This window comes from Xenorhabdus bharatensis, assembly GCF_037996705.1.
In the GTDB taxonomy this organism is placed as follows: domain Bacteria; phylum Pseudomonadota; class Gammaproteobacteria; order Enterobacterales; family Enterobacteriaceae; genus Xenorhabdus; species Xenorhabdus bharatensis.
On the sequence record NZ_JBBMXG010000031.1, the window covers coordinates 1 to 17287 of the forward strand.

Genomic DNA, 17287 nt, shown 5'->3' on the forward strand with positions numbered 1-17287 from the left:
CCACTGATAAAATTCCGACCTGTGATGTGGTTGATGACAAGATCAAAAAAGCCACCGTATCTAATCCTCAAATCATTACTAATCTAACCGGTTGTGACGGAAACGCACTAAAACCCACTGATAGAATTGCCACCTGTGACCATGTTCACACAGCAGTTAAAGAAATTGAGATTAAGTCAATTACTGATGTTGCTTATGATCAAGCCAATAAAACCATGACATTAACTGTAACTTATACCAACGGAGATAAAACACCTCTGGTTGTTGATATGGGTCATGTTCAAATGGGTGCGGGAGGTGACACGGGTCTAACTTCTGGCGGTAAAGCTCCGGCTACTACATCAGGAACAGACGTCCCCACTACGTTTTTTGGCGATCGTACTATGTTGTTAGGTACACCAGATGCGTGGTTTATGGCGGGTGATTATGTTATTCCTGCATTTAAGAAATCTTAAATGACAATCATATTGTATTTGCGTTAGTAAAATACTTTCCGTGGTATGAAGTAATTAATCCTTTTATTAAAAATAAGATACTAAACCTAGTGAGATATTGAAAATATTTAATTTAAAAAGATAAATAATTAGATTCACAAATGAAAGTCAATCAGAAAAAACTCAATTAAAAAGTGCTGAAATATAATAGAAATAATATTTTAAAGTTTAGGTGGGTGGGTTGTAATAAGAATTATTTTTCTTTCTCTGTATTTGATTTTATTTAAGTAATAAATAAACATTTTTTGTAGATGCTTCCCTAAGAAAATTTATCGTCATATATAGGGAATAATATCAACAGTCTCTTGTTTTTGAAAGGACATAATATTATGGTTGAGAAGTCAACAATACATCCTATTCCCATTGTTTTAAAAGAGGGAAAGCATGTACCATTAGCCGATAATGAATACATGGCACCCACGGTTAATGTGAATTCACCTGTGATTTTAGGTGACGGTAGTCAGAAATCTCCCCTCCAAGTTTCTATAGGTATAAATTTACCGTATATTAATCCGTTACAGCTTACCAACAAGGGGCTGTTTTGTGTTTTAGGCCAGTGTGTTGAGCATCCCTTAGTGTGTGATTTTGAAAAAAATATCACATATAGTAAAAATGGATATGGTTATTTTTCGTATACTTTTAACTATCAAAATTGGGTCACAAAATTAAATTTTGAGCCTAATTTCACGGGGTTTAGTTGGTTATGTCAGAGTTTATTTTACAGTAGCCAGAATATCGATTATTTCATCCCATTTTCGTTAGTGGCCCATGATTGGCAAAAATCAAAACATGAAATGACTTTTCATTTTGTACTTTATCAAAAACCAGTTTCGGTAGTGCATTTGTTACCCCATGGAAAAACGACGTCACCGATGGAACTGAATTTTATTGTTCAATTTTACTATTATCCCGAGCATATTCATGAATAACTTTTATCCACTAGTCCTATTTGATTCTATGAAACAGCCCGATCAGGATGGCTATCCGATAGACGGTCATGTCGTTACGGGTGAAATTAATGCGGATGGAAATAATATACAAGTGTATCCTCCGATTACGCTAAATTTTGATGATCGTGTTTTTTTTATGGCTGAGTATGATAATCCGCCTTTATTATCATTGAAATTCACGAACGAAAAGGATGCGGTGAATTATTTTGAGGAGGCGACGAATTATGATTCGACGACGAATACCTATTGGCCGACGCCGGGTTTAGTTGTGACGGATTGCTATACGATTGGATTTCCTATTCGAACGTATTACACCTTTGATCAGTTACAAGTTAATAGTGACGGTCATCTGATTTTAAAAGAAGATATATTTTCCCTCGATCCGAAATTTAAAGAAGCGTATCAACAGTATTCAGCGATTTCACAATTTAGTCTTTATTATAATGCTCTTTATTATGATCATGATGACCAAATTATTTTTATGGGCACTCCAACGTTGAGTAGTGATTCTTATGTTGATTCTAATTTAACTAAGTTTAATGTGCTTCATATGTTGAGTACTTCTCCAGTACGTGCGACCTATTTCTCACCCATTTCCGATCCAAAACAGGGTATTTATTTGGATTATATCATTTATTTAAATAGTGCAGGTTAACCATGACATTAAGTAACGCTATTTTTTATGTGGCCGGTAAACAACAACAAAGTGAGGACACGGGCCAATATTTTAAGACGCGATCAGTTGCCTATACTAAAATGCCCTTTAAAGGAACCGGAGCAAAAGATAATCCCTTATCATTAATCCTTGATCCAGATCCCCGCAATCAAATAGTTATTTCTTCTGCCGGATTAACCCTTCGTCATTCGATTTATCATGTACAAATTGAGGATGATGTTTACGCCCCATTAGACAAAATATCGCCTCAGGGCACTACCTCGTATTCCTTTACAGATAGTGCGGTAATATCGCGATCCGTAAAGACCATTGGGCATGCTAGTATTATGTCGTATGCTAATTTCTTATCAGCCAATAATAATGTCATTCCTATAAGTCTCGTCGCTTCACGCTATTATGATTATGGTTCTTCTCCGGAGCAGCATGGGGCATTAATGTATCATATTGGGATTTTGTCAACTCCGCATGCAATGGACTCAGTGGAGGGACGCACCACCCCGGAAGAGTGGGATCCAACGCAAGTCAGATTTGTATATGAATGTTTATTTGTTTATGAATCTGAAAAATAAAATCAGGTTTGTGTAAAAATAGAATTATAAGAAGCACGTACCGTTAGATCGGCCCCTAGACTATTTATTATAAGTGGAAATTATGGATAAAGATATAGTTTTACCGGTTATGTATAACGATCATTATTTGGATAATCCCAGTATACCAAGCCATGAATCGATTGTTCCTAATCCCGATAATATCACGAAATATTATGGTATGGTGAATGTAGATAATGTCACATTAGAAAATGTTGTATCGTCGGATGTTATATCGCCGGACTATGATCCGTATTTTAAGATCCGTAATATTCGAGCCTCTGCGGGTTTTCTTGATGGTCCCCTTAATCGCATATCGACCGCTATACTCACGAAACAAAATTATCCCTTTGTCGCAGGACTTATTTGTGATGATTTGCAAATGCGGTTTACGGCGTACAGTAATTATATACGGTATACCCAATTTACAGTTACCACCGAAGGGTATTATATTTATGAGGAGGTTGTACCGAAGAGTTATTATAAAATACAACATATTGAAGTGCCTCATGGTAATATCAAAGTTATTGTTTCTTATAATGCCCTTTATTTTGATGTACATCAAAACCCTTTATTTATCGGGTCACCCGCGATACACCTTGATGATAATAATACGCTAACATTAACGCATATTTTTCCAACTAAGCCACAATCGGCGCATTATTTTCAAACTCATTTAACACACTCAGACGGCATTTATTTAGACTATACCATTCATGGTTTAAATGGATTAGTCAATGAATTAGGATAATCTCGAATGGAAAATAATCTTGGATTTCATCATTATGTCTGTCAGGTCGGAAATTCACATGCCCCGACGACGGATATCAGTTCGTATTATCAGACACATGCTATGGTGTATGCCGCATCCCCACTTATGAGAGGGAACGGCACGCAAGATACGCCACTGGCGATACAGTTGAGTGCTCACCCTCATAATGGATTGGGGATTATCCCAAAAGGCTTGAGTATGAATATTGATTTGATTTATGATAGTGACGTTGTGGTCAGTGACGGTATGAAAATGGAATCATCAACACTCGGTTCAACAGTTTGTTCTGCTTATTATAGTGACGGCTCCTTTGTCAGCGGTCATATCTCTTATATCTATATGTCACCGTCTGATCCCCTCAGAAATATAAACAAGACCTTATTACCGCTTTCCGTCGTGAATACGATTTGTTATGAAGATGGGGAGACCCGATGTTACTTGTCTTCGATAGGTGACATGGTATTACCGGAATATGTGGATTATAACTGTATTCATCGTTGAAATTATTTTTAATTGGGATTGTTTAAATGGCTAATAATAATTTACCTATTGTATTAAAAGATGGTAAGCATGCACCTTTAGATCCAGCAACGGAATATATGAATGTGGCAGTACAAACTGATGATTTTGCATTTAGTGGTGATGGTTCATCAACGAAACCATTTTCATTAAATCTATTAAATATTGATCCGCAATATAATCGTCTTCAACAGAAATCGGATGGTCTTTTTGCAACAGCGGTTAATTATCAACAATTTGATGTCATTTGTGATTTAGGTGCGGTTAAATATCATTCAAATGGTTATGGCTATTTAACCGGAAAAGTCGATTACAGTCGTTTAGTCGTATCACAAATGGGGGAATTAACTATAAATACATGGAGTTGGACGGGGCAAACGGTTTATTATACAAATTCAAATTATGACCAAATAATTCCCTATACTTTAGCTGCAATTAATTGGAAACCCACAGAGCATACACTGGAATTTCATTTTTTATTATTCAAAAAACCGAGTGCTTATAAACATTATTTTCCGACCCAGACGGTTAAATCAGGAGAGCAATTACATTATTCCGTTTATTTTAATTATTATTATAAGTGAAATTTCACCCTTACTAATTGATTACCTATGCTTAAATTTGACATCCCATTACTTTTCATTAGTAGGTGATCAATTATGGCTAATAGTTAAGATCCGATTCCGGTAATTTTTAAAAATAATCAACATTCCGCGTTAGTTGATAATGTTAATTATTAGACCTCAACTGACAGTTTTATGTATATTTAACAAGTGTTAGTTGAGGTTAGTATGAACAAGAAAAAGAACAGGAAGTTAGAAGAAAGCTTAATATATTAGGTCATAATGTCAGTTAAAACATGCCATTACTAGAGAATATGTCGGGATAATTTTTACCGTTGTAAAAAGATTATTCGGCTAAGGGAGAGAGGATTAATTAATAGTAAACCTTACCCAGAAAATTTCACTATTCGTGTTGTATAAATAAGCTTTCATAATAACGATACACTCATTTTTCTCACTCCCGGCTGTTGCTCTAATGAAAAGACAGTTATAAATTCTTCAACGTACGCTAAGAGTTGCCACATATACCGACAGCAATGATTCCGTGTGACGGTTTCATGTAAAGACTGCCACAGGTGTTCAATCTTATTGAGCCATGGCGAATTGAAACGGCTGAAAATAACGGTCAAAAAAAACGCTAAGGCACCCCAACGCTCAGGCTCGTCAGGCTTTTATCGAACGCATCGGCCACTATGAACAAGCGGAGAAACCGATAGTTTATCTGGATGAAAGCGGTTTTGCCCAGTCTATGCCCCGCACACACGGCTATTCGGCGAAAGGGCGGCACTGCTTCGGGACATATGATTGGCAAGCCAAAGGCCGCATCAATGTCATTGGCGCGATCCTCAAAAAAACCTTCGTGACCTTAAGCTTATTTTCGGGAAGCATTAATGCGGATGTCTTTCATGCCTGGATGACACAAGATTTGCTGCCCCAGCTCCCAAGCGGCGCCGTGATTGTCATGGACAATGCCTCATACCATAAACGGCATGACACGATAAAAACGATAGCAGACCACGGTTGCCTGTTGGAATGGCTACCCCCTTACAGCCCGGATTTGAATCCTATCGAACCGAAATGTGCTGAAGTCAAAGCAATAAGAAGACTAGAAAGATGTTCAATTGACGAGCTGTTTATGGAACACGTGAAATATGTCTAATTATTCTGATTTGGCTATATGTTGTCTATGCCCTTAAAGAGCAGGCCGATCTTAAGATCGTTGATTCAGGTGACTGGACATCGCTGGGAAATCGAAAGCGGTTTTGAGGAAACAAAAGGCGAGTGCGGTCTGGATCATTACGAAGTGCGGCAGTGGCACAGTTGGTATCGGCATATTACGCTGTTTTTACTGGCCCATGCGGTCTTGGCAGTTTTGCGGATACAGGAGAAAAAAAACACCGCAGGGACTGATAGCCCTGAGCATATCGGAACTGCGTAACCTGCTGTCAAAACTGATGAAAAAGACCAGAGAAACCGTCGAACAAATTTTATTTTGGTCAAACTGGCGACGACGACATCAGTACCGCGCACAACAATGTCATTATCGGCGCCGGGATCACCCTCTTATTCCACAGCCATTACGGCTGTAGTACTAGTGCGGTCTTTTTACTTTTTGGTGGAGGATCCAAATTTACCACAACACAACAGCTCGGGTTGATTCACTTAATACAACTGGGCCAGTTTGGTAAAAAAATCAGCAAATAATTAATAATGATAATTATATTGATAATCATTTCCATTTGCAATATTGTAGTGACGTTTTCTTCTTCAGGAGATCATACCTCTCCATGATAAATGTTTTATCAAATTGGGTTTCCAGCGCCGCCTGCAAGCAGCACAAATGAATTGATGGTTATTAGATTATTTTTATAAGGCAAAGTCAGACGGTGTTTGATTATGTTTAAGATAAGAAAAAAACTTGTGATGAAACTCATCGCCAAAGGCGAAAGATTTAAGATTCAGGTGGTGATGTTTTCAACACCTATTCTATCTGACGGAGCGTATGTAGTTAGCGAGGGATCAGCATCGTGAGAGTTACAACCTCAGCGCTGAAAATTTCCGTAAAGAGGGGTGTTCTCCCTCCTTCTACCACAGCATCTCCTCCACAGCCAGCCATCACAGATAACATCTGGTATCCGGCACTACTGGCGGTTGGCATTCTCTTTGCCAGCGGTATTTTCCTCCTCTCCGGTATGGAGAAAAAACTGACCATTATACTAACAAGAGGGACCTGATTTTGTCTGGTATCGTCAACGACCTTCTGCCACTCACGTTGCAAGAGGATGACTTCATATTTCTGTCACCTCATAAAAGTCTGCTCGCGCGGGGATGCTTTGCCACTTTGACACTTCCGGCCTCATCCGGACATCGTGTCGAAAGCGAGTTCCAGCAAAGAGTACAGCAGCAGCTTCGTCAGGCTCAGCAGTCCGGAGTAGAAAATCCTATTGTCGTAGGAGCTATTCCTTTTGATAAACGCCGACCCTGTTCGCTGTTTATTCCACAAACCTGCCATTGGTTCAATCGCTATGCCTTTAACCTCTCCGATTCTCCGGTACAGGTGGAGGGCCAGGCTCACTTTATTCCGGATCACGATGCATATTGCGCTATGGTGGAAAGTGCGCTGAACCCTCTGCGAATCGGTGCGCTCGATAAAGTGGTATTATCGCGCCTGTTACAGATTGAAAGCATTCCTCCATTGAGTGCGCTGAATCTGTGGCGACAACTCAACAGGCAGAATCCACAGAGCTATAACTTTCACTTGCCGCTGGCGGATGGCACTCTGATTGGCGCCAGCCCTGAACTGCTGCTACGTAAAGAGGGGAATACCCTGCGCTCCTGCCCTCTTGCAGGCTCTGCGCGGCGAGGTGAGAATAATGTCAGTGATCAAAAGGCCAGAGAAAAACTGTTAGCCTCCGTAAAGGATCGCCATGAGCATCTGGTGGTCACGGAAGCTATCCGTCGCCAACTGACAGATCTCTGCAATTCTCTGACTATTCCTGAACCTTCACTCCTCAGCACACCGACACTCTGGCATCTCGCCACTGAGATTCAGGGAACACTGGTCAGTGATCGCGATACTGCTCTATCACTTGCCTGCTTACTTCATCCTACACCTGCATTATGCGGCGCTCCTTATACCTCATCACGCAATCTGATCGGCGAGCTGGAACCATTCGATCGCGGCTGGTTTGGCGGTATCGTCGGCTGGTGCGATGCCCACGGAGATGGAGAATGGGTAGTAGCGATCCGCTGCGGTAAAGTGCGATCTCATCAGATTGAGCTATTTGCCGGTGCCGGCATCGTTCCAGACTCTGTTCCGGAAAATGAATGGATGGAAACCCGTACCAAATTTAACACCATGCTGAGCGCACTGGGTTTTGCTATGCAACAGGAGCAGACATTATGATTGAATTCAACCGTTGGCCTCAGGATCTGGCTGAACGCTATCGTTTGAAGGGGTATTGGATTGATCGCCCATTGAACGATATTCTTGATATTCACTGCGAGAACGATGCTAAGGCATTATTTTGCGGGGAGCAGAGCTGGAGCTACCGCGAGCTTAACGAGTCAGTAAACCGATTGGCCGCCTCTCTGCACCGACGCGGCGCGCGTCAGGGACAAACTGCGCTGGTTCAGCTCGGTAACGTGGCTGAATTTTATATCGTCTTTTTTGCCTTATTGCGTCTGGGTGTCGTACCTGTTAACGCGCTTTATAGCCATCAAAGCAGCGAATTAACCGCGTATGCGCTCCAGATTAAGCCTAAAATACTCATTGCCGATCGCCAACATCGCCAGTTTCATGATGATGTGCTTATTGATCGTCTGATGGATAAGTGCCCGGAACTGAATATAGTCGTGCTTCACCATACAGATTCAGACTATTCGCTTTCTCGCATGATATCGGAAGCACCGGGAGACTTTACACCAACGCCAACACCGGCGGATGAAGTCGCATTCTTCCAGCTTTCCGGCGGCAGCACTGGCACACCCAAGCTGATCCCACGCACCCACAATGACTATTATTACAGCGTCCGTGCCAGCAACCCAATCTGCAACGTAAGCAGTAAAACCCGATACCTCTGTGCATTACCTGCTGCACATAACTATCCTATGAGTTCACCGGGGGCTTTAGGCGTATTCTATGCGGGGGGTCAGGTTATCCTCGTTCCCGACCCAAGTCCGGATGGGTGTTTTCCGGCTATAGAACGTCATCAAATCAACCTTGTCGCCCTAGTACCACCTGCGGTCAGCATCTGGCTCGAATATAGCAATCTCAGAGGGCACGCCGACGAACTCTCCAGTTTGGAGGTCATGCTGGTCGGCGGTGCTCCTCTGGGAGAAACGCTGGCCAGACGCATTCCAACGGAACTGGGTTGCCAGCTCCAACAGGTATTTGGCATGGCGGAAGGTCTGGTGAACTACACCCGACTAGATGATGACGATACACATACCTTCACCACTCAGGGCCGCCCTATCAGCGATGATGATGAAGTATGGGTCGCAAATCAGGAAGGCCTTCCGGTACCGTTCGGAGAACCGGGATTATTGATGACCAGAGGCCCATACACTTTTCGGGGCTATTACCGAAGCCCGGAACATAACCAAATGGTGTTCGACAGCCACGGATTTTATTGCTCTGGTGACGTCGTTATTCAGCTTCCCGATGGCTATCTGAAAGTCGTTGGACGCGAAAAGGATCAAATAAATCGTGGTGGCGAAAAAATTGCCGCTGAAGAAGTTGAACATCTTCTGCTACGCCATCCAGCAGTGGTATACGCCGCATTGGTTGCTATTCCTGACCCTCTGATGGGTGAGAAAACTTGCGCATATGTAGTGACGCGCGAGCATGAATCGGTAAAACCAGTGGTGTTTCGCCGCTGGCTGCGAGAACAAGGTATCGCCGACTACAAAATTCCCGATCGTTTCGAAAGTCTGCCTAAACTGCCGCTGACTCCGGTAGGAAAAATTAATAAACAGGCGTTACGTGCACTTGCCAGCACTGCCTTATAAAATTGAGAAAATACGTCATGAGCATTCCTAAACTTCAGGACTATACCCTGCCCGATGAGGCGACCTTACCTGCTAATAAAGTAGAATGGCGATTAGAGCCGCAACGTGCCGCTCTGCTGATTCACGATATGCAGGAATATTTCCTCAACTTCTGGGGAAAAGAAAGCAAAATGGTTCAGCAGGTTATTGACAACATTGTTATTCTGCGCGCACGTTGCCATGAGCTCGGCATTCCCGTGTTTTATACCGCTCAGCCGGACCAACAGAGTGACGTCGAACGCGCGTTACTGAATGATATGTGGGGGCCGGGGCTGAACCGCTATCCAGAACAGCAAAAAATCGCGGCAGCGCTGGCTCCCGAACAACAGGATACTGTACTGGTGAAGTGGCGCTACAGCGCGTTTCAGCGCTCTGATTTGGAGACTCACCTGAAAGAACGTCAGCGTGACCAGCTTATGATCTGTGGCGTGTATGCCCATATCGGCTGCCTGACTACGGCTACTGACGCTTTCATGCGCGATATACAGGCGTTTATGATAAGCGATGCACTGGCAGACTTCAGCCGGGAAGAGCACATGATGGCGCTACGCTATACTGCGGGCCGTTCCGGACAAGTGTTGATTACCGATATGGCACTGTCAGCTCTCATTTCCCCCGCAGCAGAAAATCGATGGGATCGGGACCGTTTGCTTACCATACTGCAATCCACACTGGATGAAGATGTATGCGACATTGATGATGACGAAAACTTGCTTGATTATGGTTTAGACTCACTACGGATGATGTCTTTCGTCTCAAAGCGCCGACAGGAAGGGTACGAGCTCGATTTTGCCTCCTTAATGAAACAACCAACATTGCGAAACTGGCTCGTATTGTTGAACGGAGATTTGGAGGTGAAATGAACAACTTCAGGGGAAAAACAATCTGGGTGACAGGAGCCGGAAGTGGTATCGGTTATCGCACCGCTCTCCGCTTTCACGAGGCAGGGGCTAAGGTTTTTGGATTCGATCTGAAGTTCCCTGATTCACTGCCGTTTGAGACATTCATTCTGGATGTCAGTGACGATTGTGCGGTGCAAACAATCTGCTCTCCACTGCTAAAGGAAAACGGGCTGGATGTACTGGTTAATGGTGCGGGAGTTCTGCGTCTTGGTTCAGCAGAAACGTTGAGCCGTGAAGACTGGGAAAGTTCGATCAACGTTAATGCTGGCGCAGCATTCAATTTGTTTAAAATACTCATTCCACATTTCCAGCGTCAGCGCAGTGGTAATATCGTTTCAATAGTCTCTAACGCCGCCCACGTACCGCGCGTGAATATGGCAGTTTACTGCGCATCTAAAGCAGCAATGCGTAGCCTGTGCCTGAGTGTGGGGCTTGAACTGGCACCGTTTGGCGTACGATGTAACATTGTTTCACCGGGTTCCACATTAACCCCAATGCTGGAAGGGATGCTCAATGGTGACATAGCGCATCAGCGTCTGATTAACGGCATGACCGAACAATTTAAACTGGGCATTCCACTCGGGAAAATCGCACAACCCGATGAAATAGCCAATGTCATTCTCTTTTTAGCTTCTGAACAAGCAAGTCACATCACATTGCAGGATATTGTCATTGACGGAGGTGCTACGCTCGGAGCCTGATACCTCATATGTTTAAATTTGTAATAACCAAATAGGTTAGAAAGAGAGATAATAGATAAAATATTTTCCTGTCTATAAGATAAAAAACCGGAAAACTATCATTCCATATATACGCGATAAACTTCAAGTTGAAACGGGTAATATGAGGCGAATCCTTATATCTCCTCGCATCGCGGGGAGATATAACACGCACCTTAAAAGACGAAGTGTATACTTGGTAAGTATTAAAAACCCAAACCAAAAACTAACTAAAGGAAAGTTATATAACATGAACCCTATTGCTGCATTGAGAAAAGTAACAAATTTAAAACAAGAATTTGATTTAATCAAAGAAGTATGGTCACCGAAGGTAATAACTGAAACAAACGACTATAAGATAATTATATTACTCGCAGATGGTGATTTTATATGGCATACACATGAAAAAGAAGACAAGGTGTTTATGGTCATTGAGGGTGAACTTCGTATAGATTTTAAAGATGAACACGTAATAATAAAGCAAGGTGAGTTTTTTGTAGTACCGAAAGGGGAAGAAAGTAAACCTTCTTCCACCGTATTAACCAAGCTGCTATTAATCGAACCTATAGTTGCAAACTAATGCCAATCAATGATTAATCAAAATTGCCAAGTCATGAATTCAGATAATTATTCCCAGACGTGATTTGCAATAAAGGCAGGGGGATCTGCCGATTAATTCCCCCCTGCCCCTCACCCATCGTTTATTATCTTTCACTTTTAGCCAAGCTGATTAAACCGCTAATAGCGAAAAACCTGACGATCGAAATCATCAGGTCAAGATAATCAAGTCATTTTCCACTACGGGAGGCGCCAACCTTATTCAAACGAAGATCGGCGCACTCAATGCTGATTTTTTAGAAACTCATTTTCGCACCAATACCTACTTCACGCGGCTCTAACATATTGCCAGAAAGCCCGGCCTTACGATCATGGTATTTATTTGTCGGAGCACGTCTGTCAAAAATGTTATTTCCGTAGACGAAAAGTTCCAGATTGTTGGTCGGATTATATGTGAAACGAAGATTGGAAACTGAATAAGAACTGACTCGTAATTCAGGATCGTTTTGGTCATCAGAGAAATAATGATCCACGTAACGAAGAGATCCACTCAGACGGAATTGTTCGGTGATATTCCAGTCAGCACCGATATTAAACATATAACCGGGTGCTTTAGAGAAGTGTTTTCCTTCAAACGAGTTGCCTCGATAATCAGCGAATTTTTTGATTTCAGTATGAAGTAATCCAAGCCCGCCGTTTAAGCTTAAATTGTCCAGTACCCGATAATCTGCGCTTAGTTCAACCCCATAGCTTACCGCTTTATCGGCGTTAACAAGAATCGAACCGTTAGATTTGTCTTCCCTGTAATCATCTACAGCACTCTGGAACCCCTTATAATCGGTATAGAAAATATTACTGGTTACCAGTAATCGGTTATTGATGGCTTTACCACGGGCAAATAACTCATAATTCCAGGCTCTTTCCGGAGCAAAGGTATAATAGGAGTGCCCGGAGAAATTCACCCCTGTACCGCCCGGAGCATAGCCTTTGCTGACCAAAGCACCGGCAGTGACATCATCAGAAATATCGTAAGCGAGGGAAACTTTCGGCAGGACAGCATGGAACCCTTTGCTATATTCATGATAAACACCGGGTACATAGCTGTTAATCCCTTCATGCTTGACCTGATCATATTGATAGCGCAAACCGCCAGTCAAAGCCCATTTTCCCGCAAAACGTCTGGTCGCCTCTGAGAAAAGACCAACGCTCGTGTTAGTCAAATCGGCATCAGCTTTACCCAGAACATTATTAAGCACATTTCTGGCTTTATCACGCGAGTAATAAAGCCCTGTCACTCCACTCCAGGTTGAATATTCATCACCGAAGTTCAGATGTGTTTCGTTGGTGATATTGTTCGAATCACGGTTTGCGATACCCGGCAACCACTTCGTGAAAGTGTAACGGTATTTCGATGCAGAATATTGGAGCTGGTTGGAGAGCACGATATCGTTGTCAAAATCATATTGAAGATCGAAGATACCGATATCACTGCTGGTCTTAGATTTGTTTATGCCTACAGTCATACTCTTCAAATTACGGTAAGGTAATGAAGCAGACTCGGCATCAGAGTTTTTTGCTGCTGTATGGAAGTAGGTGAGTTTAGCCAGCCAAGGACTATCCAGTGGTTGCCAAAGTGCTTTAAACCGGGCATCCAGATTTTCAGCACCTTTCTTCATATCAGAATCAAAGAATTGGGGATTAGTATATTTGATAAACGTATTTCTGCCGCTGTAATCCACTGCGAGGCGTACCGCGAGATCGTCTGTCAACGGCCCATTGACAGTAAAGGATGCTCGTTTCTTTTGGTGGCTTCCATACAAAACCTGACCATCGAATTCGGGCGTAAAGGTGGGATCGTTTGTCTTGATAATAATTGCCCCGGCAATACTGTTTGCTCCCTGTGTTGTGGTTTGTGGGCCGCGGAAGACTTCTATTGAATTCACGTCCCAAATAGGCCCTCTTCCCAAACTGAATTCCGCCGCACTTATATAACGACCATCAACACTGGTGGTTGCCCGGGGTATCGGTTTGGAAAGAAACGTATTTCCCCCGACAAGAGGGCCGTTCGTCTCAATACCGCGAATACTCGGTGCCTCTGTATTACTGGTATAAAGCACATTGGGTGTACCCTGCAACATACCAGCGATAGTTGTCGCTTCGGGCTTATTTCGTATCTCCTGTCTGGAGATAACGGTAACTGAACTTGCCGTTCTTTGTAGTGATCTTGCCGTCTTTTCACCGGTTACAGTGATGATATCGGCTTCATCGTTCCTCGTTTCATTTTTCTCTGCTTGATCAGACGCAATCGCTTGCCCTCCCAGGGAGGATAAAGAAAGCAAAATTGCACTGTTAAGTAACATTTTTTTGCGGGAAAAAATCTGATTTCCTGCCTTGATAGCTAGGGGAGTTACTGTCTTTTTCGGGATGATTATCATTATCATTATCATTATCATTACTGTTCACAGGCAGGTAATATTATGTTAACCTCCTAATTTGTCAATTACATATTTGTTAGTATTTCTTCAAATACGGGCCGTTACAGCACCTATTCTGCGGGCAACATCTAGCTTTCGGATGCAGTATTTAATGGCTGTTAACCCGTATTCATGCACTCAAAAAAACAACTAATTCGTTTGATAAAGCGGGATTTTTTATGTTGAACATTGATTCAGGAAAGTTATCGCACGTAGCCGTATCCCGTTATGAAGAACATATCTGGTTACTCCAGCAACAGTATCCTGACCGCGTACTTAAACAGCTCTCAGCCTGGCAGCTTCATGACGATGTTAATATTTCAATGATGGTGCAGGCTTTCCAATCTGTTGTTGAAGCAATACCGGATTTGAACGTACGTTATGAGTTAAATGATGACGGTGAATTGCATAAAACCCGAGCTGCCAGCTGGCAATCGTGCCTTCAGTTTTTCCATGCCAGTTCACATTCAGACATGCTCAAAAAAATGCTAACTGTGCAAGCATCTGTCTGGAACCCTGAACAGAATTCACCTTTCAATGTATTGATAATACAAAGAAATGAAAAAGTTGTTTTAGCGCTTATCTTGCATGAGATACTGGCGCAAACTTGCCATGAAACCGAAATTCTCGAAATGCTGATCCGCGCTTATGCTGGTCACTTAGTAAAATCTCCACCTCTAAAACGTGTTTCTTTATTACCGTATGATGGAAAGGCAACTTCAGCTGTTTCTTGGCTATGCGCTCAAGACCATGAAAAAGCGACCATTCACTCCTCTTTTGGTGAGGAAACCTACCGGAATAAAGACAGGCTCGCACTGCGTTGGAAAACCGGGATTAAAATTAATGAACTGGAAAAATCCCTTCCTCACGACAGATTACCTCATTGTGTGCCGGCGCTTATTTCAGCTCGGTTTGCCCAATTCATCGCTTTGCTCGGAGGCCAAGAAAAGATCGCACTGTGTCTGTTACAGCCGGACGGGTTCCGTCGCCTTGTTATCGAACCTGACATGGCAGAAACACAGATTATCAGCGCCATCATGGATAAGCTTCAGGCACCACCAGACGAAGACAACTTTCTCTCTGGTGCTCCCGTAACAGAGAATGATGAACCGGAGGTATATGTTCGGTTGTTATCTCATCCGAACGATCTGGTTGAACAACAGAACTTACTGAGCCAGTCAATTCTGTTACCCACCTATGAAATGCGGCCTGATTTTGAGCTGGCCATGGCGTATGAAAATACAGCAGAAATGAGCCTGATATTAACAACCGGTCAGTCGGTTTCCAGCCATGCCGGCGAGTTCTTGATGAGCCGTTTTGTGTCCTTTCTAAAAGGTACGGAAGATGCAATTACGGGCTTAGCCGCGAAACCTGTATCTGGCCCGGATATATCTTCTACACATAATGCCACCAGCAAAGAGATCTCCGTTGGCAATGATGAGATAGCAACAATAATCCTGTCCGAATTCCGTGACGCTTTAGCGATGACAGATATGGCACTGGAGGATGATTTTTTTGATTGTGGCGGTCATTCTCTGCTGGCGACACGTATTATCGGCAAATTGCTAGGTACGCACGGTCTGGAAGTACACTTTGGTGATTTCTTCAGCCATCCTTCAGCAGCTGCGCTGGCATCCCGCGCAGTCAGAAAAAATCAGGATAAAGGTTCCATATCTTCGGCACAGAACGATCATTTAACGGCGCCATTGGCACTGGCACAAACGTCTCTCTGGAATGCCTATAAGGCTTATGAGTTTGGCACTATTTTCAACCTGCCATTCGCTCTGGATTTTCTTGATGAAGTTGATGAGACAATCCTTGAACAGGTTTTTTCTGATCTTATAGAACGCCATTCCAGTCTGCGTACCCTGTTCTATGTTCAGAATGATGACGTTTGTCAGCAGATTGTCGCGATGTTGGATATACGTGATTATAAGTGGTTCTGGTTCAGTCACGAAAACCAAGGTGTACACCTTGATGACGAAGCAACTTATACGTTCGATCTTTCCCGTGAATTGCCAATCAGAATACGGCTACTCCGTAATCCGGAAACCGGGCGTCAGATATTATCGTTTCTGGTTCACCATATGGTTATTGATGAATGGTCACTGAATGTTCTGATGGATGAACTCTCCCAAGCCTATTTATCACGTTCTTCCGATGTGGCCCCTATCTGGAAAAAAAACGTATTATCATTCCATCAATTTGCCCTGCAACAGCAGGCGAACGGCTTTAATCAAAAGCACCTCGATTACTGGACGAACATGTTGCGTGATGCAACTCGCGGGTTAGCACTCACTTTATCTGACAACCAGAAAACTGTTGCAGCGCATGAAAGCTCATCGAAAGCCGGCTGGATCGAATACAAACCCAAACCTGAAATTACTCATCGCCTTTATTCCTTTGCCCGGCAAAATAGCGCATCTCTGTTCAGTATCGTCTACGCTGCAATTGCGCTTTCGCTGCATAAACTCGGTAATCTGAAGGATATCGTGATAGGGACTTCTGCATCGGGCCGAACCGAACACGATACTTATGAAACAGTCGGCTATTTCACCACCATGGTTGCACACCGGCTGCAATTCTATCCGGAAAAACCCGTCGGTACATTGATTGAAGACACCAGAGATACTATCAATAACTCAATGCCGTATGCAGATGTGCCACTCGATCTTATTCAACAATCGTTGGGGATGACACCTGAGGAAGGGCTAATCTTCGATGTTTATATTCAGATTCATGCCAATAATGCATTGAACGGTGTACTTAAAACCCCGCTGGGTAACGATATACGCTATCGGCAGATCGATCCCGATAAAAAAGAATCCATGTTCGGTCTTCAGTTCGAAATCATGGAAGATGTCATTGATGGCGAAAGAATAATGCGGTTGGTCATCACTTACCGTGAGGAGCGTTACCCTGAAGAACTAGTCCAACGCCTCTGTGAAACAATAGAGAAAGTTTTCTCATTCTTCACCACGCCAGAGGCCTCACACCTTCCCCTTGCTCAAGTTACGGTGTGAT

At 43.0% G+C, this 17287-nt stretch carries 16 protein-coding genes and 3 pseudogenes; 17 read left to right on the forward strand and 2 right to left on the reverse strand.

The features are described 5' to 3' along the window. The 7 genes from AAC855_RS19700 to AAC855_RS19730 all read left to right on the forward strand — a co-directional run. A partial coding sequence (locus AAC855_RS19700; RefSeq protein ID WP_340611833.1) for a hypothetical protein occupies positions 1-455 on the forward strand: 455 nt, incomplete at its 5' end. Between the two features lie 368 nt (positions 456-823). After that, entirely contained in the window at positions 824-1423 is a 600-nt protein-coding gene (locus tag AAC855_RS19705) for a hypothetical protein (RefSeq protein WP_340611834.1), read from the forward strand. Beyond that, positions 1416-2099 (forward strand): hypothetical protein, encoded by a 684-nt coding sequence (locus AAC855_RS19710; protein WP_340611835.1) that lies wholly within the window; start codon positions 1416-1418, stop codon positions 2097-2099. The genes AAC855_RS19705 and AAC855_RS19710 overlap by 8 nt, the downstream gene beginning before the upstream one ends. 2 nt (positions 2100-2101) lie before the next feature. Continuing rightward, positions 2102-2689 carry a hypothetical protein gene (locus AAC855_RS19715; RefSeq protein ID WP_340611836.1) on the forward strand — a complete coding sequence of 196 codons (588 nt, stop codon included), beginning with the start codon at positions 2102-2104 and terminating at the stop codon, positions 2687-2689. An 82-nt stretch (positions 2690-2771) separates the two neighbouring features. Continuing rightward, positions 2772-3458 (forward strand): hypothetical protein, encoded by a 687-nt coding sequence (locus AAC855_RS19720; RefSeq protein ID WP_340611837.1) that lies wholly within the window; start codon positions 2772-2774, stop codon positions 3456-3458. Positions 3459-3464: 6 nt separating this feature from the next. Beyond that, the gene (locus AAC855_RS19725) at positions 3465-3980 is read left to right on the forward strand and encodes a hypothetical protein (RefSeq protein WP_340611838.1); all 516 of its coding nucleotides are present in this window, start codon (positions 3465-3467) and stop codon (positions 3978-3980) included. 26 nt (positions 3981-4006) lie between these two features. Further along, positions 4007-4582 carry a hypothetical protein gene (locus AAC855_RS19730; RefSeq protein WP_340611839.1) on the forward strand — a complete coding sequence of 192 codons (576 nt, stop codon included), beginning with the start codon at positions 4007-4009 and terminating at the stop codon, positions 4580-4582. 407 nt (positions 4583-4989) lie between these two features. Here the strand turns inward: AAC855_RS19730 and AAC855_RS19735 are convergent. Further along, positions 4990-5169 (reverse strand): annotated as a pseudogene (locus tag AAC855_RS19735) (IS630 family transposase); the annotation flags it as partial. A gap of 38 nt (positions 5170-5207) precedes the next feature. Between AAC855_RS19735 and AAC855_RS19740 the strand changes: the two are divergent. The 9 genes and pseudogenes from AAC855_RS19740 to AAC855_RS19780 all read left to right on the forward strand — a co-directional run. Beyond that, positions 5208-5720, forward strand: a pseudogene (locus tag AAC855_RS19740) (IS630 family transposase); the annotation flags it as partial. A gap of 75 nt (positions 5721-5795) precedes the next feature. Then, a pseudogene (locus tag AAC855_RS19745) lies at positions 5796-5999 on the forward strand (IS701 family transposase); the annotation flags it as partial. 16 nt (positions 6000-6015) lie between these two features. After that, positions 6016-6150 (forward strand): hypothetical protein, encoded by a 135-nt coding sequence (locus AAC855_RS19750; protein WP_340611840.1) that lies wholly within the window; start codon positions 6016-6018, stop codon positions 6148-6150. Between the two features lie 438 nt (positions 6151-6588). Then, a complete protein-coding gene (locus AAC855_RS19755; RefSeq protein ID WP_340611841.1) occupies positions 6589-6795 on the forward strand; it encodes a hypothetical protein in 207 nt (68 codons plus the stop codon). A gap of 2 nt (positions 6796-6797) precedes the next feature. Then, positions 6798-7967 (forward strand): isochorismate synthase, encoded by a 1170-nt coding sequence (locus AAC855_RS19760; RefSeq protein ID WP_340611842.1) that lies wholly within the window; start codon positions 6798-6800, stop codon positions 7965-7967. Next, the gene (locus tag AAC855_RS19765; RefSeq protein WP_340611868.1) at positions 7961-9571 is read left to right on the forward strand and encodes a (2,3-dihydroxybenzoyl)adenylate synthase; all 1611 of its coding nucleotides are present in this window, start codon (positions 7961-7963) and stop codon (positions 9569-9571) included. Before AAC855_RS19760 ends, AAC855_RS19765 begins: the two co-directional genes overlap by 7 nt. 17 nt (positions 9572-9588) lie before the next feature. After that, on the forward strand, positions 9589-10473 hold the full coding sequence (locus AAC855_RS19770) for an isochorismatase family protein (protein ID WP_340611843.1): 885 nt from the start codon (positions 9589-9591) through the stop codon (positions 10471-10473). Continuing rightward, the gene (gene dhbA, locus AAC855_RS19775; protein WP_340611844.1) at positions 10470-11213 is read left to right on the forward strand and encodes a 2,3-dihydro-2,3-dihydroxybenzoate dehydrogenase; all 744 of its coding nucleotides are present in this window, start codon (positions 10470-10472) and stop codon (positions 11211-11213) included. Before AAC855_RS19770 ends, dhbA begins: the two co-directional genes overlap by 4 nt. A gap of 268 nt (positions 11214-11481) precedes the next feature. After that, on the forward strand, positions 11482-11811 hold the full coding sequence (locus AAC855_RS19780) for a cupin domain-containing protein (protein WP_340611846.1): 330 nt from the start codon (positions 11482-11484) through the stop codon (positions 11809-11811). A 274-nt stretch (positions 11812-12085) separates the two neighbouring features. On the opposite strand, the gene AAC855_RS19785 is transcribed toward AAC855_RS19780, so the two are convergent. Continuing rightward, positions 12086-14230: a TonB-dependent receptor gene (locus AAC855_RS19785; protein WP_340611848.1), complete on the reverse strand. Its 2145-nt coding sequence runs from the start codon at positions 14228-14230 to the stop codon at positions 12086-12088. 212 nt (positions 14231-14442) lie between these two features. Between AAC855_RS19785 and AAC855_RS19790 the strand changes: the two genes are divergently transcribed. Then, positions 14443-17286, forward strand: a complete 2844-nt coding sequence (locus tag AAC855_RS19790; RefSeq protein ID WP_340611850.1) for a condensation domain-containing protein — start codon at positions 14443-14445, stop codon at positions 17284-17286. Position 17287: the final 1 nt, after the last annotated feature.

Coding starts and splice junctions, on each gene's coding strand:
- AAC855_RS19705 (WP_340611834.1), top strand. CDS start 824: ATGGTTGAGAAGTCAACAATACATCCTATTCCCATTGTTTTAAAAGAG.
- AAC855_RS19710 (WP_340611835.1), top strand. CDS start 1,416: ATGAATAACTTTTATCCACTAGTCCTATTTGATTCTATGAAACAGCCC.
- AAC855_RS19715 (WP_340611836.1), top strand. CDS start 2,102: ATGACATTAAGTAACGCTATTTTTTATGTGGCCGGTAAACAACAACAA.
- AAC855_RS19720 (WP_340611837.1), top strand. CDS start 2,772: ATGGATAAAGATATAGTTTTACCGGTTATGTATAACGATCATTATTTG.
- AAC855_RS19725 (WP_340611838.1), top strand. CDS start 3,465: ATGGAAAATAATCTTGGATTTCATCATTATGTCTGTCAGGTCGGAAAT.
- AAC855_RS19730 (WP_340611839.1), top strand. CDS start 4,007: ATGGCTAATAATAATTTACCTATTGTATTAAAAGATGGTAAGCATGCA.
- AAC855_RS19750 (WP_340611840.1), top strand. CDS start 6,016: ATGAAAAAGACCAGAGAAACCGTCGAACAAATTTTATTTTGGTCAAAC.
- AAC855_RS19770 (WP_340611843.1), top strand. CDS start 9,589: ATGAGCATTCCTAAACTTCAGGACTATACCCTGCCCGATGAGGCGACC.
- dhbA (WP_340611844.1), top strand. CDS start 10,470: ATGAACAACTTCAGGGGAAAAACAATCTGGGTGACAGGAGCCGGAAGT.
- AAC855_RS19780 (WP_340611846.1), top strand. CDS start 11,482: ATGAACCCTATTGCTGCATTGAGAAAAGTAACAAATTTAAAACAAGAA.
- AAC855_RS19785 (WP_340611848.1), bottom strand. CDS start 14,230: ATGATAATGATAATCATCCCGAAAAAGACAGTAACTCCCCTAGCTATC.
- AAC855_RS19790 (WP_340611850.1), top strand. CDS start 14,443: ATGTTGAACATTGATTCAGGAAAGTTATCGCACGTAGCCGTATCCCGT.